The organism is Chitinophaga silvisoli (assembly GCF_003412465.1).
In the GTDB taxonomy this organism is placed as follows: Bacteria; Bacteroidota; Bacteroidia; order Chitinophagales; family Chitinophagaceae; genus Chitinophaga; species Chitinophaga silvisoli.
The window spans coordinates 1-21,472 of record NZ_QTJV01000001.1 but is presented as its reverse complement, the minus strand read 5'-3'; the positions used below and the strand labels follow the sequence as shown (position 1 = coordinate 21,472).

The window sequence follows — 21,472 nt, the reverse complement described above, 5'->3', positions numbered from 1 at the left end:
TATTAAACCACTATCCTATGTCTAAATTCATGTTTGTAGTACCGCCCTTCTTCGGGCATATCAGTCCAACGCTCAGTGTAGGCAGCAGCCTGATTGCCAAAGGACATGAAGTGATATGGGTAGGATTGAAAGAACTGGCTCCTGAGCATATTCCTGCGGGAGGGAAGTTCATCGTACCACATCCGGAACTGGCGGAATACCAGACCGCTATCCATCATATCTTACAAAAGCAGGATGAGGGGCCTAAACTATCTGGTGTAGAGACCCTGAAGCTGGCGCTGGAAGAGACCTACCTCCCCTTCTGCCGGATCATGATCAATGGTGTGAACAGGGTGGCTGATGAGTTTCAACCGGATGTGATTGTGAGTGATTGTATCACATTTGCAGGTGCTATCTGTGCCTATCAGAAAGATATTCCCTGCGTGACCACAACTCCCGTTCCCCCTGATGTAACGGCCGATAGCATGAACTCTCCAAAGATCTTCGAATGGCAGCAGAACCTGATCAAAGGCCTGCATCATGAGATGGGTATTTACTCAGGTGAGTTTGCCATTCATTCAAGAGAAATGAATATCGTGTTCACATCCGAAGAGTTTTCAGGGTGTAAGGATCCCTTGCCACATATGCGTTTTGTAGGTCCTGTAAAGGGCAGACCGAATAATACACCTTTTGACTGGGATCGTTTATCAAGAGCTATCGGACCGAAGGTATTTGTATCATTAGGCACTTTATTGGTAGATATCAGGAAGGAATTCTTTGGCAAGCTGATCGCAGCTTTTGCAGATGAACCACTGACGATAATAGCTGCAACGGATCCGGCGATCTTCCCTGAATGGCCAGACAACTTCATTGTACAGGGTTATGTACCACAAACACAATTGATGCCGCATATGGATGCGGTAATCTGCCATGGAGGTTTCAATACTGTGAACGATGCCTTCCTGAACGGATTGCCCATGCTCATTACTCCCATTGCATACGATCATTTTCATACGGCTTCACTCATTGAGAATGCGGGCTGCGGTATCAAGCTACGCTACAAGCGGCTACGGGTCAGCGATCTGCGCGACTCGATGTGGGAGGTATTGCAAAATGAAAAATACAGACAAGGCGCACAGCACATCAGGGATACATTCATTCAGGCCGGAGGAAACGATAAAGCGGTAGAACTCTTAGAAACTTTTGCACAACGCACTAAAGCAAGGTTAACTGCATGAAAAGAAAATTACTCTTTCCCGAAAGACTGATGTTGGGAGATGGCAACACACCTTTCAATGTCGTATCTACCATCCGCATCAAAGGCACAATTTCAGAAGAGAACCTGGTACATGCACTGGCTTGTATTCAGGCCAAGCATCCTTTGCTCAGGGCGAGTATTGTTGATGATCACTATGTGGTACAGGAAACGGCACCTGTGATTCCAATGAAGATTGTTCACAGCACGGACTGGATTACAGTTACGTTAGCAGAACTCGCACTGCCTTTTGACACCACGACTGCACCATTGGCAAGGGTGACCTGGATCAGGGCTGTAGGGTACTGTGACCTGGTGCTTGCCCTCCATCACTGTCTCTGCGATGGTGGCGGCAGGTGGGCATTGATCAAAGAAATTGTTGCCCTGCTGGATAATCCGGCTAAAGATATTGGCATTCATCGTTCCTTACTGACACTTGAAGATATTATTCCTGCTGCACAACGTAAAGGCTGGCCATTATTCAAGGCCAGGTTTACAGGCGGCATTATAAAATATGGCTGCAAGCTAATGGCTGCGCTGGTTTCAACAAAAGGGAAGTCAAAGACCAACCGTGAAAAAGACTATTTATTGCACTGGAAACTGGATGCGGAAACGACTTCCACCCTCATACGGCAATGTAATGCCATGGGGGTAACGGTGAATACGGCACTCTGCGTAGCGCTGGCCGCTGCTTTCAAAAGGGTAAAAGGTGATCAGGGAGCGGCGAAGGTAACCTGTCCTGTAGATATCAGGAAGTATGTACCGGCTATTACCAAAGATTCCATCTTTGCGGTAGGTCTTTCTATCACGCTGGAAATCCTGGATGATCACACCAAGCCATTCTGGACAAGGGTACAGTTGCTGCAACCTATTGCTACAGAAAAACAAAAACGACTCAATACTTCCATGCTCCAGGCACTGGAATATGCACACTCCGCTATTCCCCACATGATCAGGTTCCTGACTTATGGAAAGCTCAATTACAACCTGATGTTTTCCAACATGGGCAAACTGGACATTGAGGAGCACTGGAATACCTTTGATATCGATACGGTATTTAGTCCAGCTGTGATTGGGCCTTTCGCCAATCCGAATACGGTTTTGACCAGTACTTTCAAAGGGCAGATGGATTTCACGTTTATATCTAATGACGACTTTTTAGCTGAAGAAGATGCGCTGGCTATTAAGAAGGCTTTCCTGCAAATATTAAAAGAAGTGCTGCCCAGCACCACACCAATTTTAACCGTATGAACAGAAAACTAACTGTTGGAGAGAGGGTCATGTACGTATCCTCTGAGGCACCTGTGAATTGTATCTTTCCTGTAAAGATAAAAGGGCAGATTAACAGGGAAAGGTTGGAACAGGCCCTGCTGAAATTGCAGCAGAAACATCCGCTGCTAAGGGTGGTAATCCGGGAAGATGAAAAGGGCGCGCCTTATTATGTGACTGATACGCAAATCGCGCCGATTCCTATTGATATACGGGAACGCTATACTAATGACGACTGGCAGCAGGTGAGTGTAGATGAATGGTATAAACCATTCCAGGTGTCGAAGGGGCCACTGGCCAGGGTAGTCTGGTTAAAGTCTGACAGCGTGTCGGAGTTACTTTTGGTTTGTCCACATTGTATTTGTGATGGCAGTTCTATCCTGACTTTGCTACGCGAAATGCTAATGGTATTGGATAATCCATTATTGGAATTAACACCTTATCCATCCTTTGAGGCGATTGAAGATTTATTGCCGGCGGCTTTGCTGGCGAATAAGAAATTTAAGCTCCGGGCAACGGTGATTGGGAAAATAGCGGGAGCGGTATTGTGGTTTAAAACACGAGGATTAAAGCCTGTCACAAGCAGGGGGTATTTATTGAACTGGAAGCTGAGTCAGGAATTGAGTTCTACCCTGGTACATCGATGTAAGGAAGAAGGAACTTCTCTTTTTGCAGCGATATCCGTTGCTTTCCTGGAGGCTTTCAGGCAGGTGAGGCCATCGGCTGCGCATAATAAGCTTATTTGCCCGGTGGATATCAGGCGATTTGTGCCGGAGATTGGGTCCGATGAATTGTTTGCTTTTGCACCGATAGTTGAGTTGTGTGCAGATCTCAGTGCATTGACAGACTTCTGGTCCAAGACCCGGAGTTTTAAGAATGACCTGACGGCGAAGATCGATAAGATCAACATTCACGAGTTGTTATATATGGGGGAACACTTTCATGGTTCGCTGCCACGAATGGTGACATTTCTCAAAACGACAGATGGTACGCATGATGTAACGTTGTCCAACATGGGAAAATTGCAGCTACCGGAAAGTTTTGAAACGTTTGAGCTGGAGACGGTGTATAGCCCGAGTGCCGGTTTCCCCTGGCGCAATCCGAATACATTAGTCGCTTCTACCTACAAGGGTCTGCTTGATTTTACATTTATTTCCAACGAGGCTTTCCTCCCTGAAAGTGATGCCCGTGCGATACAAATGAAGGCGATAGCTATCCTTCAGGAGAAAAGCCGTATAAAACAAACCTATGGGGTCCAGGGATAAGCTGCTAAAGGTATTCACACGTAAGCAATTATATATCTATTTCATCACCAACCTGCTGATTAATGCGATTGTACCTTATTTCGGGTTTGAGGACAGGCATGCAGTGAGTTTATTTCATGGGGCGCATTCTATGGCGCGTTTCCTGATTCCCATGTCGGTATTTGTGCCTTTTGGCATCACGTTCGACATATTAAAGAAATGCATCACCTTTTCAGAGAAAAACGGGCTGACACCTTTGTTTCCCCAAGGCTATCCACGGATACCGTTTATGTTGAAACTGGCCGGTGTGAATGCTTTGGCTACGGTAGTGCTGGTGGCGGGTGTCATGTGGATCGTGCATGTGAGTATGCCGGCGGGCTATAGTTTTGAGGGGAGCTGGCTGGCACTTATTTCGGGGGGTATAGCGGGTGGACTGGCAATACTATTTACCTGGTTGCCGCTATATGTAGTGAAAAAACTGCCGTCTGCGTAATATTACATAATTTAGTGACTGTGATGCCCGTTATTAACCCGATAGCGGTCGTTGCTATCATTAAATTCACATGGATGAAAAGGTTTCTAGCATTTTTCATGCTCCTGCTCCCCATAGCACTGAGCGCACAGACAAAACTTTCCGCTAATATAGCAGAGGACTTTTCCAATAGGGTAGCTGAACGTTATCAGCAAAAGAATCATCAGGCCGAGCTTTTCATTGCCGACCAGCTTTCCAAAAGCGGTACCGGCGGGTTGGATATTGATAAGACGATGACCGATCTGAAAAGTGATCCGGCAGCATTGGATGAATCCCTGAAGTTTTTGTACCAGTATAACGATTGTAACCGTCAGACCCTGATCGCATATCTCCGTGAGATGGGAGTACTGAGTGGCAGTGTGTATCCACTGGCGACTTATACTGTGAATAAGTATAAGAATGAAAGTAAGGCGCTGATTGAAGAAAAGGCGACTATCATCAAGATGGGTACCATGCCGGTAGCTGCGGCAACGCCACAGCCTATTCCGGCAAAGAAACCGGCTACGAAAAAACTGACTGAAGAAGAAGCGACAACGACTTCTTATGATAATACGCCTACAGCGGCATCAGCCGGGGTAAAAGAACCCGGCGACACTACAGCCGGGGCTACAACTACTGCGGCATCCGGGGATGATTATAACTGGGATGTACGTACACTGTTTAAACTTCGTACTCCACAGGAACTGGAAAACCTGTACGGGAAGGAGAATGTAGTGTACCGTGGTACGACGGACCTGGCAGGCAACGATGCAGGCAATGCCTACTTTGTATTCCCTGATACTGACAATGAGATGCAGGTGATCTTTGACGGTGATAAGAGTCCAACCATTACTTTTACGAAGCCGCATTCTAAGTGGAAGTCTCCATTTGGGATTAAGGTAGGTGATCCTTTGGATAAGGTGGTGAAAGTAAATGGCCGTGATTTTAAGATCAATGGTTTTGAGTGGACAGATGGCGGGATTGTGAATAGCTGGGAAGGTGGATCAATTGCAGGAAAGGGTGTGTTGGTGTTGTTTAAGGCGAATAACTCAGGGGATCCGGGTATGTATGATAAGGTGACGGGAGACAAGAAAGTGAAGACGGATATGGGGGTATTAAAGAAGCTGGAAGTGGTTGTAGATAAGATAGAATTTAAGAGTAATTAATAAAAGTCAGCGGCCCTCCTTACGGAGGGCCTTTTTTATACTAACAGGTTATTATCAACCGCATATTTTATTAACATGGCAGTGTTTTTGACTTCCAGTTTGGCCAGCAGGTTCTTCCGGTGACTATTCACCGTATCAGCACTAATAAACAATTTCTCCGCTATTTCAGGATTTGTATTCCCTTCAGCTATCAGCGACAGCACTTCTTTCTCCCGGCGTGTCAGGTGATGCTTTTTCCCCTCTCCCAATAACTGGTTCACGCCCGGGGAAAAATAAGTGCCTCCTAGATGCGCTGTATGAATTGCCTCCAGCAATTCCTCCCTGTCCGCGTCCTTCATTACATACCCACTGGCTCCGTGGGCCATCATTTCAGTTATATACTTCACATCCCTGCAGGAACTCAATGCAAGTACCTGGACTTGCGGATATTCAACTTTTATAGCGGCACACAAATCCAGCCCATCGATATCAGGCAGGCACACATCAGTAAGGATCACATCAATAGCATGTGTTGAAAGGAAGTTCAGGCAACTCGTACCATTGCGGGCTTGTCCGGCGACGATGATGTCGGGTGCGCCCTTTAGCAATGCACGCAGCCCTTCCAGGATCAATGGATGATTATCCACAAAATACAGGCGGATCATGGGTTTCTCAATTATATAATTTACTAATTCCTAGGAAAGCAGGATACACCTATCCCAGGCTGGGTCCGTATCCTTGTCCACAGCGGCTATCAGGGCTAGTCCTACGCCGGCTATGCCTTCCAGGATTCCTTCCTTTATTTCGTATTTTCCATCGGCATAAAATCCTAAGCCGGCAGGGCTCTCATAAAGTTCAATAGTATGTTGTAACCATTTTTCGGCTCCCTGTCTCAGGAGGGAGTCCTTTGTATGAAGATACGCTCTGTTGAAGATATGTGCAATACCTGCACTTCCATGACAAATACAGGTGTCGTGCACCATGCCATTCTGAACATTCCTGTTTTGTATACTATGGGCCAGGATTTCGTAGGCCTTGTCGGCATATCCGCCATTTAACAGCGTCATGGCCACCGGCAGATCACCATAACACCAGCCCATACGGCTATGCCTGGCAGTGAGTGCGACTCCTTCCTTGTTCACAAGTGTGGGATATATGGAGGAAGATCCGGCCGGATTGCTTACTGACAGCATCCAGTCCAGACTTTTTTCTACTAAATGACCGGTGTCGATTCCCTTTGCTTTTATCCTGGATAAAATGGTTGTGATCGCAGGCATACCATGTGCTATGCCTAAATTGTAGCAAGGCTCATCAGGCAGGGAAGGTACTGATTGCCGGGAGAAACGGTCTTCCCAGCTGATACCCTGTGGGAGATGGGTAGCGGCAGCTTGCAATGCGGTAACCACCTGTGAGAGCCAGGGGCTGGGTGATTCTTTTTCTAAAAAATATACAGCGATACCCAGTCCTTCGTGCAGGAAATCGTATTGCCGGTTATTCAGGTCTGCAATCATTTGTTGGCCCAGTAGTGCATCCACATCGGAAAAAATCTCTTCCATATCTCCATCTACAAAGCCCTGGTTCATGAGGTGCTGAATGCACCATACCATGCCGGCTATACCATTGCAATGAGAAGGCAGCAATTCGCCGGATGACATGGCATCCATACTGTTGAGTACGAGTTCATGGACTTTTTCGAGGTATTTTTCTTTTCCGGTGAGTTGGTAGTAGTAAGCGTAGAATAATGCACAACCCGTGTGCCCGCCCAATAATCCGGGCTGATGGTCTGTTTTGAGGAGTTGATCCAGCTGCTGGCTGATGTCTTTCAGGATATGGGTTACTCTTTTCTGGTACATAGGCCTAAGCTACGAAAAGGGGCTCACTTTACGGCAAGCCCCTTTTCTAATACTCAATATCTGCAAGAGTCGATACTGCAGATAGACAGAACCTGGCTGGCATTGTTAGTGCAAACCGCAAATGATACGGTGGCAGCCTTGTCCTGTTTAGTGCCTTGCAGTGAAGCGATTTTCACTTTACCTAAGTTCAATTTTTTGGTGGATTGTTTTTTCATGAGATTTTATTTTGAGGGTGATTTAAATTGTTGGCGTGCATTTTCTAAAACTGCAGCCGGTGACGAGTGTAGGCTTCTTGTCTTCAAATTGCTGGGCTTTCAGGTTCGCAATACGGATCTTGCCGAGGGAGAGCTTTTTAGCGCTTTGCTTTTTCATGGTTAATAGAATTTATTTTAAGTTAAATAGAAAATATCCACAGGCAGGGTGATTTTCACAACTTGTTGTCCAGTTGAAGAAATTTCCCCCTTTCAGGGTATCTTGCAGGCAAGACAATAATGTTATCTTACTATACTTAGCCCATCCTATATGATCACCGTCAAGGACTTTTATTTAGTACGCACACCATTACAGTCAATCCAGTTCTTAGATCAGTTTGAGCAAATTGATATGGCAGCCTTACCTGCCAGGCTGCAATCGCTGTTTCAGGATCCGGCTATGCAGGAGGCGATTTACATTGCATCGCCGGAGTTGTACCAGGAGCTTATGAAGTGGTTGCAGGGTGGTGCGGGTAGTGAGAAAATGTGTATGGCGCTGTATAGGTATGTGCTGAGAATGAGTACCCGTTGTACTCCTTATGGACTATTCGCGGGCTGTGCCACCGGGCACTATGCTGCCTCTACGGCTATCGAAATCGGTCAGGAGCATAAAAAACATTGCCGGCTGGATATGAATTATGTGGCAGAGCTGGCAGCCATGATCGCCCAATTGCCAGCGTTAAAGGTTCAATTACGGTATTTCCCTAACAATTCTATTTACCCGGTAGCTGATACTTTCCGATATGCTGGGTTTACAGTTAAGAATAAATTCAGGAACTATGAGCTGGCGGCGGTGAGCAGGACCCCTTACCTGGAAACCTTGTTGGCTGTCGCCCGGGATGGCGCTACCATTGCAGAACTTTGTGCTGCCATTGTGGATGAAGAGATTACGGAAGAAGATGCGAGGGAATTTATTGATGAGCTGATCATCAACCAACTATTGGTGAGTGAACTGGAACCTACGGTGACCGGCGAGGAATTTTTCTCTTACTTATTAAAGCGCTTATCCACATTATCAGGTACGGGGGCTATTGCAGCAACCCTGGCACAGATCCAACAATTATTATCTGATACCACTACAGGTGTGGATAAGTACCTGCGCACACATGCTTTGGTACAGGAATTATTGCCTGATACCAAGAGTAAAGACCTGGTGCAGACGGATTTGTTTTTAGCAACTACACAGAATACGATCAGTGCTACTTTGATCAGGGATTTGCAGGACCAGGTATTGCCTTTGTGGAAAATGGCGAGACCGAATACCAATACAGATATGAGCAACTTCATGAACCGCTTCAGAGAGCGGTATGAAGAGCAGGAAGTATCGCTGGCACTGGCATTGGATAACGAAGCTGGTATTGGATATGGCAATAGTCAGTCGGATCATACTCCATTGATTGATGACCTGGTAATTCAGAATAACGAGGAGCAGACAAATCTTCAATGGAGTCAGCTGCGGAGTTTTCAGCTGGAGAAACTGCACCTTTGTATGCAACAAGGCAAGACCTCTTTAGAGTTGACAGATGCTGATCTGGAAACCCTGAAAAGCCCTGTACCAGTAGTATTGCCATCGAGTATGTACCTGATGGGAAGTTTACATGGCAGCAGTGCAGAAACGATAGATGGCGGGGAATATTTGTTTGAATTTAATGGCTTCAGCGGACCTTCTTCTGCTAATTTGCTGGGGAGATTTTGTCATGGAGATGCACAGTTGTTGGCCCATGTAAAAGAGTGCTTACGAGAGGAAGAACAACAGGATCCTGATGTGATCTATGCAGAAGTCGTGCATCTGCCCGAAGCCAGAACTGGCAATATCCTTCTACGACCTCAATTGAGAGAATATGAAATCGTGTACCTCGGCAATGGCAGCGTGGCTCCGGACAAGCAATTTCCTATTACAGATCTGATGGTCAGTATTCGTCAGAATAAAATCGTTTTACGCTCCAGGCGTTATAATAAACGGGTCATTCCAAGGCTTAGCACGGCACATAACTTTGCCAGGAATAGTCTGCCTGTCTACCATTTCCTTTGCGATCTGCAATCACATACTGTGACCGGCTGGCAATGGCACTTGCCGGTACAACCTGCGTTTTTACCAAGGGTGACCTATAAAAAAATCGTGCTCGGAAAAGCGACCTGGCATTTACAGAAAGGAGATGATTTAAAAGCGCTGCAACTGCCACGTTACATTACCATTATGGAGGGTGACAATGAACTGTATATAGATCTGCAGAACCAGGTGAGTGTAAAACTGCTGCAATCCATGCTGGAGAAGAAAGAGAAACTAACAGTACAGGAAGTGATCGGAACACCTGATCAATGCTGGATTAAAGGTGTTGGTGGAAGATTTACCAATGAAGTGATCATTCCTTTTGCGAATAAAGTTAGTGCCTCTGCATCCGTAGAGGCCATAACCCGGGAACCGGTACGTAGGTTCATAACTGGTAGTGAATGGCTTTATATTAAACTATATGGGGGCAGCAAAACTTCAGAAGACGTGCTTACCTCAGTAATAGCACCACTGATTGCACATGTGGAAGCTGCGCAACTGGTGGATAAATGGTTCTTTATCAGGTTCAATGACCCGGACCACCATATCCGCCTGCGTTTTCATAATAGCAGTGATCCCACCTTCTGGCAACAAATCCTGCATTTGCTGTATGAACAACTCGGACAGTATCAGAAGCAGGAACTAATATATAAAGTACAGACGGATACTTATGTGCGGGAAATAGAAAGGTATGGTGCTGAAACTATGGAGTTCAGTGAGCAGGTATTTCATGCTGATAGTAAGGCTGTATTGAACTGTATTTGTCAGCTGGAAGGTGAAGACGGTGAACGATATAGATGGCTGCTGGCTGCGAGAGGTGTGGATGTGTTATTACAGGACTTCGGGTTTGACCTGGCGGGGAGAGCAGCGATCATGAAAGTGATCAGAGAAGGTTTCTTCAGGGAGTTTGGTGGTTCACAGGATTTACAGACACAGTTGAATAGTAAGTATAGACAAGAAATGCGGCAGTTGAGTAGTTTTCTCGATCCCAGGCAGGATGGAGAAAATGGTATTGAGGGATTGTTCGATGAGCGCTCTGCTTTTATCAGGGCAACAGTTCCTCCAGGCATTCCTGCAGACTATTTACTGCCTAGTTATATCCACATGTTTTTGAACAGGATCTTATTAACAGGACAGCGTAAGCATGAGTTGGTCTTATACCACTTTCTGAGTAAATATTATGATTCGCAACTGGCGATTCAGAAGAAGGCGGGAACGTTTCAAAAGTAATTTTCCCGATTAAGGTTCTTCAAATTACTTTTGAAACGGCCTCGTTTAAGTGTTATTTTATAATGCCTGCAGGCACTTTTCCATCGACCTTTCCTAAGTCGAGTTTCAGTAACGCTGCTATGATAGGCGCAACGTCAGTCACGTTCATTTCTTTTACATGTCCGCCTTGTTTGATGCCGGCACCATATGCTACAAAGCCGGTCTGAATTTCTTTGAAGTCAGGATAGTAGCCATGGGTACCTCCTTTCGCAGGTTTTATTAACTCCCCTTTCTTTGCACCGCCAATAGTCACGTGGCCTAAGGCAGCAATCGCCATTGCAGCATTGGGGTCAGCACCTATTTTGTCCAGTTGCTGACGATCCAATATTCTGAACATTTTTTGCTGCTCCGCAGGCAATGCTTTCAGTATTGTGATCACTTTATCCACAGTTGCTTTGTCATTTTTATCTTCCAGGTGTAGGAATGCTGAACCTCCGCAGGCATGGAACTGGGCTTTGATATTGTTTTTAGCTAACAATACATTGGGGTTAAATGACTTCTCAATATTCACAAAGCCATGGTCGCCGGTGACGATGATGGTCGTGCTATCCGCTATACCGGCTCTGTGTACGGCTTCCAGGATAGTACCGAGGGCTCTGTCAGCACCGGATACTGATTTTCTTACCAGGTAGCCGTCACGGCCTATCTGGTGTTCGTAGTGATCTGTACATGGAAGGTGGAGTGTAACGAAGGCCGGTTTATATTTTTGAATCAGGTAGCCACTGATCCTGGCAATGTTTTCATCGAAGATCAGTTCACCATTGTTCATTGCCCAGTCATCAGGCTGGATCTTGCCGGTAGCGCTGTCCTGAACTTCCTGCCATAAGTCAGATGGATTTGCATTTTCAGCCATCGCAATTCTCCTGTCATTATTTTTGCCCAGTGGCCATACATCAGGAATGTTGTAATCAATAGGTGCATGCACAGATACCGGCCATATGATGCTGGCTGATTGCCTACCTGCTTTGTGCACTGCATCCCAGAGACTTGGCACTTTCAGTGAATCGTAATAAAAATACCAGACACCGGTGGCACCCTTTGGTTCATAAGGCGTGTTGTAATAAATGCCGTGCTTCATGGGTGTCACACCAGTGATGAGGGAGGTGTGATTGGGATAGGTCACAGTCGGAAATACGCTGTTCACCCCATCAGCATAGCTGCCACTATCCTTCATCATACGCAGGTTAACCATTCCCCAGGAGGCATCCTGGTAAAAGTCGGGCCTGAAGCCATCAATAGTGATTAAGATGACATGCCTTGATTGTTGGGCGAAGCTTGTGAATGTCAGCATGAGTAATGCAGAGACGAGTAAGATCCTTTTCATAATCGAGAGTTTCCTTGTATAAATAACTGCTCAATGATAGGGGTACCGCCAGTATGCAGACGTAATTCATAATTAGTTAACAATGGGGGTTGCTTCAGCCAATCTGCAAAAGATTACTTCCCGATACAGAACTTACTAAATATAAAATCCAGCTGGTCCTCATTCGTGATCTGCCCCGTGATCTCACCCAGGAAATGAAGGCAACGCCTGATATCCAGGGACAGCAGGTCACCGGGTAACTGGTTGTCCAGGCCGTTCTTCACATCGATCAGTGATTTCATGACTTCCTGCAGGGCTGCATGGTGGCGGGCATTTGTAACAATCGTTGCTTCTGTATTAATATCCCCGCTCATGACCTTATGCACTAACCGGTCCTTCAGGTCTTCGATATGTTCATGCTGACGGGCAGAGATGTAAAGGATGTTTTCAATACCGGCAAATTTAGCCTGGTTAGCAGCCAGTCCGGCGATATCAGTTTTATTTCCTACCAGCAGGTAGTTGATATTGTCTTTCTTAAAGGCATCAATTTGTTCCTGCAGTTCTTCTACACTGGTCTGGTTTACATCGAACATGTAAAGTACCACACCTGCCTCACGGATCTTCTCCATGGTTTTCTGCACGCCGATACTTTCAATGGTGTCGTCGCTTTCACGGATACCAGCAGTATCGATCAGTCTGAAGAGGATCCCCTGGATATTGAGGATTTCCTCGATCGTATCACGGGTAGTACCGGCTATATCACTTACGATAGCGCGGTTTTCATTGAGCAGGGTATTGAGCAGGGTTGATTTCCCGGCATTGGGTTTACCTACGATGGCGGTGTTCACACCATTCTTAATCACGTTGCCCATCTGGAAGGAATCTGCCAGGTGTTTGACTACCTGCATGGCTTCATTGATGAGTTTATAGAACTGTGTGCGATCTGCGAACTCCACATCTTCCTGGCTGAAATCCAGTTCCAGTTCAATGAGTGCAGAGAAACTGATGAGTTGTTCCCGAAGTGCGGACAGTTCTTTGGAGAATCCGCCTCTCATTTGCTGCATGGCCGTTTGATGACTGGCGGCGGAGTTACTGGCGATCAGGTCGGCTACGGATTCTGCCTGGGTCAGGTCCAATTTTCCATTCAGGAAAGCCCTCATGGTATATTCACCGGGTTTGGCCATTCTGGCTCCGGCACGTATGCAGGCATCTATGATTTGTTGCTGGATGTAGGGAGAGCCATGGCAGGAGATTTCCACGATGTTTTCACCGGTGTAAGAGCGGGGAGCTTTGTAAAGGCTTACGACTACTTCATCGATTGTACGTCCGTTTTCCACAATACTACCAAAGTGAAGGGTGTGGCTGGCCTGTTTATGCAGGTCTTTCGCCGGAAAGAGCCGGTTGCAGATGTCAATGGCATTGGTTCCATTGAGGCGTAGTACGGCAATTGCGCCAACCCCGGCGGCGGTAGCGGGGGCTACAATAGTATCATCGTATCCTGTAAGATTATTCCCTAGCATCATAATATCATTTGCAAATCAGGGGGCAATATACCAATAAATAAAAACACCCTGTCAAAGCCAGGCCTTGACAGGGTGTTTTCTATAAAGCGTACTTAGTACTACTCTTGCAGTGTGAAGCGGATAGGCAGGTTAAACTGAACTGATACCTGACGGCCGTTCTGTTTACCAGCTTTCCATTTGGGCATGATTTTCACCACGCGGATAGCTTCTTCTTCAAGACCGCCACCTTTCGCAGCACCTACAGTTTTCACATCTTTGATGTTACCTTCTGAGTCAACTACGAATTGTACGAATACAGTACCTGAGATCGCATTTTCCTGCGCTACGCGAGGATAGTGGATGTTTTTGCTCAGGAACTTCGCCAGTGCTTCTTCACCACCTGGGAAGGTAGGAGGCTGTTCTACGAATGTGAAGATCTCTTCTTTAGCCGGAGCTGGAGGAGCTTCAACCACACCGGTACCTTTACTGTCTTCCAGCAATCCTGGGTCGATACCGTTAGGATCACCTTCTACTGTTTTAGTACTCACAGCTTTATCTTTCAGGTCCTCTTGCTTAGGTGGCACCTCATCTGGTGGCACTTCGTTATCTTTTTTGATAACAGGAGGAGTGAACTGCACTGATGGCTTCACCGGTGGTGGTGGAGCTGGTGGTGGTGGAGGTGGAGGAGGTGTATGTGGATCATCTGGGATCTTTACGTCCTCCATCTTGATTTGTTCGATAACGGGCTTAGTAGGGTGTTCCCTCTCAGCCTTCACTATCGCTGTATTGATAGCGTAACCTGCGATTACAATCAACATCAGTGCAGCGCTGCCGATGAGGGCATTGCGCACCCTTTTGTTGTATTGTCTTCTTAGGTCATAAGCTCCATATTCCTTATTCCTGTTCTCAAACAGGATGTCCAGAAAGTCGGAGTTTAAGATTTTAGCGGTATCCATTGTTTCAATTTTTAAGATGGATGCAAAAGTTAATTAGTTCCTCAATTACTGGTTGCCGCCACCACCGCCGTTAGCAGCTTCTGTCTGATGGATCCAGGTTTTATCCTGGTCGCTGATATCGACAGTAGCGTAACGTGAAATACGGTTGATAGCCATTTCATCCAGGATGTCTACAAAGTTCTTATACTTGGCATCATCATCTGCCTTGATAATCACTACAACATCTTCAGGTTCGCCTTTTGCATTTCTCAATTTTGCAACTTCATCCCGCTTCCTGATAATAACATCGCGAATACCGTCTTTGTTACTAAAGTTGGTCGCTTTGAAAAAATTAGGATCAGCTGACGCGTCAGGATTCTGTGCTAAACCTTCGTAATAATATACTTGATTGTTTTTTCCAAGCAATATAGTGAGGGCCGTACTTTCCTTAACCTTGTTTTGCTCTTCTTCATTTTTTGTATCCTTCGGCATGATCAGGTCCATTGTTTTGGGCTTGCTCATGGTAGTAGTCAACATGAAGAAGGTGATCAAGAGAAAGCCGAGGTCCACCATCGGAGTCATGTCTACGCGTGTAGAATGCTTCTTAGATTTCGTACCCTGGTGTTTCTTCCCACCGCCACTACTGCTGGTATCCATTTCTGCCATAGTAGCTCTTTTTTTTAGTTTTCAAAAGCAACTCAGCGCCTCAACGCTGCCTGCCGTTTACTTTAACTATTCTTCTTTCTTTTCACCGCTTTGTGCACGAGCCAAAGCAGCAGCAGTACCTGGAGGTGGTGCCTCGAGGTTAGTTACCAGATTCAGCTTCTGAATACCCTTCTTTTTGAAGGTATCCAGCACATCCTTGATCTTAGGATAAGGGGTGCTATTATCAGCCTTGATACAATACTGCAACTTAGGATTACCTCCCTGTGCAGATCTTGCATACTCGATCCATACTGCTACCTCATTGTTAGCGGAGTCAGTAGGGATACCAGTTTCAAGACCAGATTTCTTACGATCAGCTGTTTTCAGCGCCAGGTAAGCCTTCAGATTCTTCAGCTCAGCACCAACACTGGAACCAATGATGAAATTGTTCATTTCATGCTGATCCAGATTCAGTTTATACTGGGTATTCAGGTCTTCGATCAGCTTCTGACGTTTAGGCTGGCCATCCATACTAAAGAATACCCTTCCTTTTTCGTCGATTGTTAACATGATTACATCAGAATCAGGTAACAATTTGGTGTTGATTGAAGACGGAGTTACCACAGTTACCGGTTCATCCGGCTTAAATTTAGTAGCCAGCATGAAGAACGTGAGCAGCAGGAAAGCTACATCACACATCGCGGTCATATCAACCAGCGTGCTCTTCCTGGCCATTTTAACTTTTGGCATCTTTACTCCTTTTTGGTTTACTTATAAGATTCAAAACCTCATTTTTTCCACACAAATAATTAGAAATTATTTGTGGTTTGCAGCGAAGCTCTGTGTTAAAGTAAAGCCAGACTCGTCGATAGCGTAAGTGATGCTATCAATATTAGTTGTAAAGTAGTTATACATGATGATCGCAACTGCTGAAGTAGAGATACCCAGAGCGGTGTTGATCAACGCTTCAGAGATACCACCTGCCAGTTTACCAGAATCCGGAGCACCAGAAGCTGACATCGCAGAGAAGGATTTGATCATACCCAATACTGTACCGAACAGACCTAACAGGGTAGCTACGGAAGCGATAGTGGACAGGAACACCAGGTTCTTTTCCATCATAGGCAGTTCCAGAGAAGTAGTTTCTTCGATCTCCTGCTTGATAGCACTGATCTTCTGCTCAGTATCCAGCTCGGTGTTAGTGATCATTTCTTTGTACTTCTTCAGACCTGCTTTCAGTACGTTACCAACAGAACCTTTCTGTTTGTCACACTCAGCCAGAGCAGCGTCAACATTTTTGTTAGCCAGGTGATATTGAACTTTTCTTACCAGCTCAGCACCGCTAAATTTACCTTTCGCTCTGGAGATATAGAGGAAACGCTCAATTACGAAAGTGATACAAATCAGTAATACAGAGATCAGAATAGGTACGATGATACCACCCATGTAAACTGTACCAAACCACTTACCCATACCTTCTTCAACAGGATGTGAGTTTTCGTTGATTACACCACCCTGGAAGTTATTAGGATTACCTAATACAAACATGTAGAAAAGAATACCTATTACGATACAAACAGGCACAGCAAGCATTGCAAACGTGTTGTTTGATTTCTTAGGTTGATGAGATGAATTCGCTTTGGCAGAAGCTGCAGTCACAGTTGTTTTAGTCTCAGCCATGTTGATTGAATTTTAGTGTTAAAGATTAAACTATTGTTTTTTTGTTATTTCTGCAATGTTAAATACGTGATTCGCAAAGTTATACGGTTGACTTAAAAAAACAAGTGCAGCTCAAAAAATCTCACAAAATTTAACTTCCCTCCCCAAAAGCCCGCCTGTAGCCGACTTTACTGCATTCCGATTTTTATTTGAGCAACACTTAATTGTTTAAATGCAATCTATATCAAAGAATGGATCATTCCCCTTAAGAAATACTATCCCTGGAACCTGAAATTTATTGATTTTTTTCAAAGTTGGACGCACAATTTAAGAAATATTTTAAATGTTCCAACAGAAATTTTATCTCATTTCTTTTACTATTTCCCGCTACCAATGGCACTTTGCGTCAATTTGCCTGATTGATGGTTATCTTGCCGTTGTGCCATTTCAGCCATTCACATATAGCTCCCGTCATTCTTTCTGATTCTCATAAGCGTTTTCATTTGATGGAAAAACCCTGTGAACGTGGACTTCACCGGATCCTAATCATAGCCTAATATAAATATAAAAGCTACCATATCAATAAATTTACTCATAATCTCTGGCTCCCGCTACCACTTTAACATACCTTTAATTAAATAATCCCCACATAGAGCTAAACTTCCACTCCTAAAGGTATTAAAGCGTTTATGGATTTCCCGCATAAGTTACTGCTTAATATGTTTATTTGCAACTTACTTTCTAAAAAAACACCTAAATCAAAAACAACCACTTAATAACTATCAATGAATAAACGCTTTATCCGCTCCGCTGCGGCTATCTTTTTCAGTTCGTTTCTGCTGATTACAGGCACTTTCAACCCTGTCTCAGCCCAAAGAAAGAAAAAACATGAGGCCAACACCACACCTACCGACTCCACTGCTCGTCCCCCACTACCTGCGAAAAGTGGTCCCAAGACCGCTCCAAAGAAGTTTAGTGATGTAATCACAGCCAGCGCCAGAACGGACTCCGGGCTGTTCATTATCTACAAACAGGACGATAAGATCTTCGTAGAAATCCCTGATTCCCTCCTCGGAAGGGATATCCTTGTCGTAAACCGTATCTCCAAATCCGCAGCAGGCCTGCGTTCTTCTATTTCTATGTATGGCTATAGCGGCGATGAGATCGGGGAAAACGTCATCCGCTTCGATAAAGGTCCAAATGACAGGATCTTCCTTAAGAATATTTCTTATACCGAGATCTCTAAAGATTCCAGCCAGCCCATGTTCCAGGCAGTGATGAATTCTAATATCCAGCCCATCGCTGCGGCTTTCGATATCAAAGCATTCTCCGACAGCTCCCATGGCAGCATCATTGACCTCACTGAATTTATTCAGGGGGATAATGATATCCTCTTCTTTGACCCACGTATCAAGTCTGCCCTCAAACTGGGCGGCCTTCAGCAGGATAAGTCCTATATCGTGGATGTGAAGTCCTATCCTATCAATACCGAGATCAAAACAGTCAAAACCTATTCCAAATCAGGTGGTGGCCAGGGGCCCCAGGGAGCCTCCCAGGGCGGTAATGCAACTCTGGAACTGAATAGCTCCATCATCCTGCTGCCAGCTACCCCTATGAAGAGCCGGTACTTTGATCCACGTGTAGGTTTCTTCACTACCTCCGTAACCGACTTTGATGCCGATCCACAGGGTGTGAAAAGATTATCCATGATCACCCGCTGGAGACTGGAACCTAAACCTGAAGACAGGGAAAAATATAATCGCGGGGAACTCGTGGAACCCGCGAAACCCATCATATTCTACATTGACCCCGCCACACCTAAAAAGTGGGTACCTTACCTGATTCAGGGTGTGAATGACTGGCAGACTGCTTTCGAACAGGCTGGCTTTAAAAACGCCATTATTGCTAAACTAGCCCCCAGCCCTGCTGAAGATTCTACCTGGAGCCTGGAAGATGCCCGTTTTTCAGCTATCGTGTACAAACCATCCGACATTCCAAATGCAAGCGGACCACATGTACATGACCCACGCTCCGGCGAAATTCTTGAGAGCCATATCAACTGGTATCACAACGTCATGCGTCTGCTGCGTAACTGGTACTTTGTACAATGTGCTCCTAATGATCCAAGAGCCCGTAAAATGGAGTTCGATGATCAGCTTATGGGAGAGCTGATTCGCTTTGTATCTTCCCATGAAGTGGGCCATACCCTGGGCCTTCGCCATAACTTCGGCTCCAGTTCCGCATACCCTGTGGAAAAACTGAGAGATAAAGAATGGGTAAAGGCTAACGGACACGCCCCCTCTATTATGGACTATGCACGTTTCAACTACGTGGCACAACCAGGAGATGGCATTACCGGCGCTGATCTTTATCCCCGTATTAACTTCTATGATAAGTGGGCCATTGAATGGGGATATCGCCAGATTCCCGGTTTAAGCGATCCTAAAGCGGAACAACCTGTTCTGAATAAATGGACCGTTGAAAAACTGAAGGACAAGAAATACTGGTTTGGTACCGAAATGAATCCTGACGATCCAAGATCTCAGAATGAAGACCTGGGTGATAATGCGATGAAAGCAAGTGAATATGGTATCAAAAACCTGCAACGTATTATACCGAATCTGCTCACATGGACCAGCACTCCCAATGAAGGATATGCCAACCTCAATGAACTGTACAAAGAAGTCAATACACAGTTTGGCAGATATATGGGACATGTAGCTAAAAACATAGGTGGTGTATATGAGACACCTAAAACCGTAGAGCAGGAAGGTGGCGTGTATGCAGCAGTACCTAAGGCTACCCAACAGGAGGCCGTTCAGTTCTTACAAAAGCAATTGTTCACCACTCCAAAATGGTTGCTGGATAAAGAAATCCTGAGTCGTACAGGTAATAATGCTACTACTATTATCAGTGCACGTCAGAATCCCATTCTGCAAAGAATCATGAGCTCCGGCACGCTGACTAAACTAATCAACGCTGAAGCCAATGAAGGAAGCAATAATTATACTGCCGCCGCCCTGCTGACTGATCTGAAAAAAGGTATCTTCAGTGAACTGACCAACCATCAGGCAATTGATGTATTCCGCAGGAACCTGCAGAAAAATTATGTGGATAACCTGGTAGACCTGATCAGTGAACCTTCTTCTAATCCCGATGGAGGTATGATGGTGATGATCGGGGCAGCTTCCGGCATATCTTCTACTCCTGCTGATGTGAGCAGTATTGCACGTGCACAGCTGATGGCCCTGAAGGGAGAAGTAAAAGCTGCTGCTGCAACGGCTGGAGATAATATGAGCCGTTACCACCTGAATGAGCTTTATGAAAAGATTAGCCAGGCCTTAGATCCTAAATAAGATCTTCCTGCTATCGATATCAAAAACGCTTTCTGTCACTGGCAGAAAGCGTTTTTTTTGAGTTGCAGCATTTAGATTATATTTATGTCACTGAACCTCAAAAATGTGAAAGAACGCACGTCTAAAGTCACCATTTACGACATAGCTAAAACGCTGAATCTATCTGCTTCCACGGTCTCCAGGGCACTGCAAAACAATACCCTGATCAATCAGGAGACACGTGAAAAAGTGAGACAGACTGCCACTGATATGGGCTATGTCCCCAACTGGATCGCTTCCAGTCTTCGAAAGAAACGCTCCAACATTCTGGGGCTGATCGTTCCACGTACTTCCATGTATTTCCAAAGCACTGCCATCAGCGGGATCCAGCACGAAGCTCATAAGTATGGCTTCAGTATTGTGATTGGGCAATCCGATGATACAGTGGCAATGGAGAAAGAACTGGTGCAAACCTTTTATTCTTTAAGAGTAGATGGATTACTGGCGGTTTCTTCGATGTTTACCACAACATTTGAACATTTCAATCCCTTTATCAAAAACAACATTCCGCTGGTATTCTATGACCGTGTGCCTTCGGATTTCAACGGTTATACGATAACCGGGGATGATTTCAGAGGGGGCTATCTGGCTACTGAGCACCTGATCAAACAGGGATGCAGGCGTATTGCCCACTTTTCGGGTATTCTGACCTGTAATCTGTATCAGCAAAGATTAGGAGGTTATAAGGCTGCTTTGGCGCAATATGGACTTCCTTTTGATGAATCACTGGTGCATGTGCATAACCTGACGACTGATGCAGCGATTGCTGCCTCCAGACAATTATTATCACAAGAGGTATTGCCGGATGGATTGTTTTCTACCAATGATACTTCAGCGATTGCCTTTATCCAGGAGGCCAGACATTTTAATATTCAGATCCCTGAACAGATTAAGGTAGTGGGTTATTCCAATGACCAGTCATCACGTATTATTTCTCCTTCTTTAAGTACGATAGAGCAATCCGGTTATTCAATGGGTCAAAAGGCGGTAGAGACTTTAGTGCAGTTGATTAATCAGGATGAGACGGTGAAGATTACACAAAATTTTGTGTTTCCTGTTGAATTAATAGAACGGGCTTCCAGCAAGGTATAAAACGAAAAAAGCCTCTGATATGAATCAGAGGCTTTTTCAATAAATATGGCAGCTACCTACTCTCCCGCATGATAGTGCAGTACCATCGGCCATGAGGGGCTTAACTTCTCTGTTC

The 21,472-nt window shown here is 45.3% G+C and carries 17 protein-coding genes; 8 read left to right on the top strand and 9 right to left on the bottom strand.

Annotated elements, in window-relative coordinates; all coding sequences use genetic code 11:
* Positions 1 to 17 precede the first annotated feature (17 nt).
* The 5 genes from DXN04_RS00080 to DXN04_RS00060 all read left to right on the top strand — a co-directional run bounded on the left by DXN04_RS00080 (position 18) and on the right by DXN04_RS00060 (position 5,424).
* Complete coding sequence (locus tag DXN04_RS00080; RefSeq protein ID WP_116851301.1) at positions 18 to 1,217, top strand: glycosyltransferase; 1,200 nt, start codon at positions 18 to 20, stop codon at positions 1,215 to 1,217.
* Positions 1,214 to 2,485 carry a hypothetical protein gene (locus tag DXN04_RS00075; RefSeq protein ID WP_116851300.1) on the top strand — a complete coding sequence of 424 codons (1,272 nt, stop codon included), beginning with the start codon at positions 1,214 to 1,216 and terminating at the stop codon, positions 2,483 to 2,485. The genes DXN04_RS00080 and DXN04_RS00075 overlap by 4 nt, the downstream gene beginning before the upstream one ends.
* Positions 2,482 to 3,768: a condensation domain-containing protein gene (locus DXN04_RS00070; protein WP_116851299.1), complete on the top strand. Its 1,287-nt coding sequence runs from the start codon at positions 2,482 to 2,484 to the stop codon at positions 3,766 to 3,768. The genes DXN04_RS00075 and DXN04_RS00070 overlap by 4 nt, the downstream gene beginning before the upstream one ends.
* The gene (locus DXN04_RS00065) at positions 3,752 to 4,240 is read left to right on the top strand and encodes a hypothetical protein (RefSeq protein WP_116851298.1); all 489 of its coding nucleotides are present in this window, start codon (positions 3,752 to 3,754) and stop codon (positions 4,238 to 4,240) included. The genes DXN04_RS00070 and DXN04_RS00065 overlap by 17 nt, the downstream gene beginning before the upstream one ends.
* A 74-nt stretch (positions 4,241 to 4,314) precedes the next feature.
* Positions 4,315 to 5,424: a hypothetical protein gene (locus tag DXN04_RS00060; RefSeq protein WP_147319798.1), complete on the top strand. Its 1,110-nt coding sequence runs from the start codon at positions 4,315 to 4,317 to the stop codon at positions 5,422 to 5,424.
* Between the two features lie 35 nt (positions 5,425 to 5,459).
* Here DXN04_RS00060 and DXN04_RS35555 read toward each other — a convergent pair whose 3' ends face one another.
* The 3 genes from DXN04_RS35555 to DXN04_RS35160 form a co-directional block, all read right to left on the bottom strand.
* Complete coding sequence (locus DXN04_RS35555; RefSeq protein ID WP_116851296.1) at positions 5,460 to 6,068, bottom strand: response regulator; 609 nt, start codon at positions 6,066 to 6,068, stop codon at positions 5,460 to 5,462.
* Between the two features lie 30 nt (positions 6,069 to 6,098).
* Complete coding sequence (locus DXN04_RS00050; RefSeq protein WP_116851295.1) at positions 6,099 to 7,256, bottom strand: lanthionine synthetase C family protein; 1,158 nt, start codon at positions 7,254 to 7,256, stop codon at positions 6,099 to 6,101.
* A gap of 237 nt (positions 7,257 to 7,493) precedes the next feature.
* A complete protein-coding gene (locus DXN04_RS35160) occupies positions 7,494 to 7,628 on the bottom strand; it encodes a class I lanthipeptide (protein WP_199414958.1) in 135 nt (44 codons plus the stop codon).
* A 150-nt stretch (positions 7,629 to 7,778) separates the two neighbouring features.
* Between DXN04_RS35160 and DXN04_RS00045 the strand changes: the two genes are divergently transcribed.
* Complete coding sequence (locus tag DXN04_RS00045; RefSeq protein WP_116851294.1) at positions 7,779 to 10,787, top strand: lantibiotic dehydratase; 3,009 nt, start codon at positions 7,779 to 7,781, stop codon at positions 10,785 to 10,787.
* A 52-nt stretch (positions 10,788 to 10,839) separates the two neighbouring features.
* Here DXN04_RS00045 and DXN04_RS00040 read toward each other — a convergent pair whose 3' ends face one another.
* From DXN04_RS00040 to DXN04_RS00015, 6 genes are all read right to left on the bottom strand, one after another.
* Positions 10,840 to 12,150 (bottom strand): alkaline phosphatase family protein, encoded by a 1,311-nt coding sequence (locus tag DXN04_RS00040; RefSeq protein WP_116851293.1) that lies wholly within the window; start codon positions 12,148 to 12,150, stop codon positions 10,840 to 10,842.
* Positions 12,151 to 12,263: 113 nt separating this feature from the next.
* Positions 12,264 to 13,652 (bottom strand): tRNA uridine-5-carboxymethylaminomethyl(34) synthesis GTPase MnmE, encoded by a 1,389-nt coding sequence (mnmE, locus tag DXN04_RS00035; protein ID WP_233525489.1) that lies wholly within the window; start codon positions 13,650 to 13,652, stop codon positions 12,264 to 12,266.
* 98 nt (positions 13,653 to 13,750) lie between these two features.
* Positions 13,751 to 14,587, bottom strand: a complete 837-nt coding sequence (locus DXN04_RS00030) for an energy transducer TonB (RefSeq protein WP_116851292.1) — start codon at positions 14,585 to 14,587, stop codon at positions 13,751 to 13,753.
* Between the two features lie 45 nt (positions 14,588 to 14,632).
* The gene (locus tag DXN04_RS00025; protein ID WP_116851291.1) at positions 14,633 to 15,232 is read right to left on the bottom strand and encodes an ExbD/TolR family protein; all 600 of its coding nucleotides are present in this window, start codon (positions 15,230 to 15,232) and stop codon (positions 14,633 to 14,635) included.
* Positions 15,233 to 15,298: 66 nt separating this feature from the next.
* A complete protein-coding gene (locus tag DXN04_RS00020) occupies positions 15,299 to 15,961 on the bottom strand; it encodes an ExbD/TolR family protein (protein WP_116851290.1) in 663 nt (220 codons plus the stop codon).
* A gap of 66 nt (positions 15,962 to 16,027) precedes the next feature.
* Positions 16,028 to 16,891, bottom strand: a complete 864-nt coding sequence (locus DXN04_RS00015; protein WP_116851289.1) for a MotA/TolQ/ExbB proton channel family protein — start codon at positions 16,889 to 16,891, stop codon at positions 16,028 to 16,030.
* A 764-nt stretch (positions 16,892 to 17,655) separates the two neighbouring features.
* On the opposite strand from DXN04_RS00015, the gene DXN04_RS00010 reads away from it, so the two are divergent.
* The gene (locus tag DXN04_RS00010) at positions 17,656 to 20,226 is read left to right on the top strand and encodes a zinc-dependent metalloprotease (RefSeq protein ID WP_116851288.1); all 2,571 of its coding nucleotides are present in this window, start codon (positions 17,656 to 17,658) and stop codon (positions 20,224 to 20,226) included.
* 84 nt (positions 20,227 to 20,310) lie between these two features.
* Positions 20,311 to 21,357, top strand: coding sequence for a LacI family DNA-binding transcriptional regulator (locus tag DXN04_RS00005; protein WP_116851287.1), 1,047 nt, complete (start codon positions 20,311 to 20,313; stop codon positions 21,355 to 21,357).
* Positions 21,358 to 21,472 lie beyond the last annotated feature (115 nt).

Coding starts and splice junctions, on each gene's coding strand:
- DXN04_RS00080 (WP_116851301.1), top strand. CDS start 18: ATGTCTAAATTCATGTTTGTAGTACCGCCCTTCTTCGGGCATATCAGT.
- DXN04_RS00075 (WP_116851300.1), top strand. CDS start 1,214: ATGAAAAGAAAATTACTCTTTCCCGAAAGACTGATGTTGGGAGATGGC.
- DXN04_RS00070 (WP_116851299.1), top strand. CDS start 2,482: ATGAACAGAAAACTAACTGTTGGAGAGAGGGTCATGTACGTATCCTCT.
- DXN04_RS00065 (WP_116851298.1), top strand. CDS start 3,752: ATGGGGTCCAGGGATAAGCTGCTAAAGGTATTCACACGTAAGCAATTA.
- DXN04_RS00060 (WP_147319798.1), top strand. CDS start 4,315: ATGAAAAGGTTTCTAGCATTTTTCATGCTCCTGCTCCCCATAGCACTG.
- DXN04_RS35555 (WP_116851296.1), bottom strand. CDS start 6,068: ATGATCCGCCTGTATTTTGTGGATAATCATCCATTGATCCTGGAAGGG.
- DXN04_RS00050 (WP_116851295.1), bottom strand. CDS start 7,256: ATGTACCAGAAAAGAGTAACCCATATCCTGAAAGACATCAGCCAGCAG.
- DXN04_RS35160 (WP_199414958.1), bottom strand. CDS start 7,628: ATGAAAAAGCAAAGCGCTAAAAAGCTCTCCCTCGGCAAGATCCGTATT.
- DXN04_RS00045 (WP_116851294.1), top strand. CDS start 7,779: ATGATCACCGTCAAGGACTTTTATTTAGTACGCACACCATTACAGTCA.
- DXN04_RS00040 (WP_116851293.1), bottom strand. CDS start 12,150: ATGAAAAGGATCTTACTCGTCTCTGCATTACTCATGCTGACATTCACA.
- mnmE (WP_233525489.1), bottom strand. CDS start 13,652: ATGATGCTAGGGAATAATCTTACAGGATACGATGATACTATTGTAGCC.
- DXN04_RS00030 (WP_116851292.1), bottom strand. CDS start 14,587: ATGGATACCGCTAAAATCTTAAACTCCGACTTTCTGGACATCCTGTTT.
- DXN04_RS00025 (WP_116851291.1), bottom strand. CDS start 15,232: ATGGCAGAAATGGATACCAGCAGTAGTGGCGGTGGGAAGAAACACCAG.
- DXN04_RS00020 (WP_116851290.1), bottom strand. CDS start 15,961: ATGCCAAAAGTTAAAATGGCCAGGAAGAGCACGCTGGTTGATATGACC.
- DXN04_RS00015 (WP_116851289.1), bottom strand. CDS start 16,891: ATGGCTGAGACTAAAACAACTGTGACTGCAGCTTCTGCCAAAGCGAAT.
- DXN04_RS00010 (WP_116851288.1), top strand. CDS start 17,656: ATGAATAAACGCTTTATCCGCTCCGCTGCGGCTATCTTTTTCAGTTCG.
- DXN04_RS00005 (WP_116851287.1), top strand. CDS start 20,311: ATGTCACTGAACCTCAAAAATGTGAAAGAACGCACGTCTAAAGTCACC.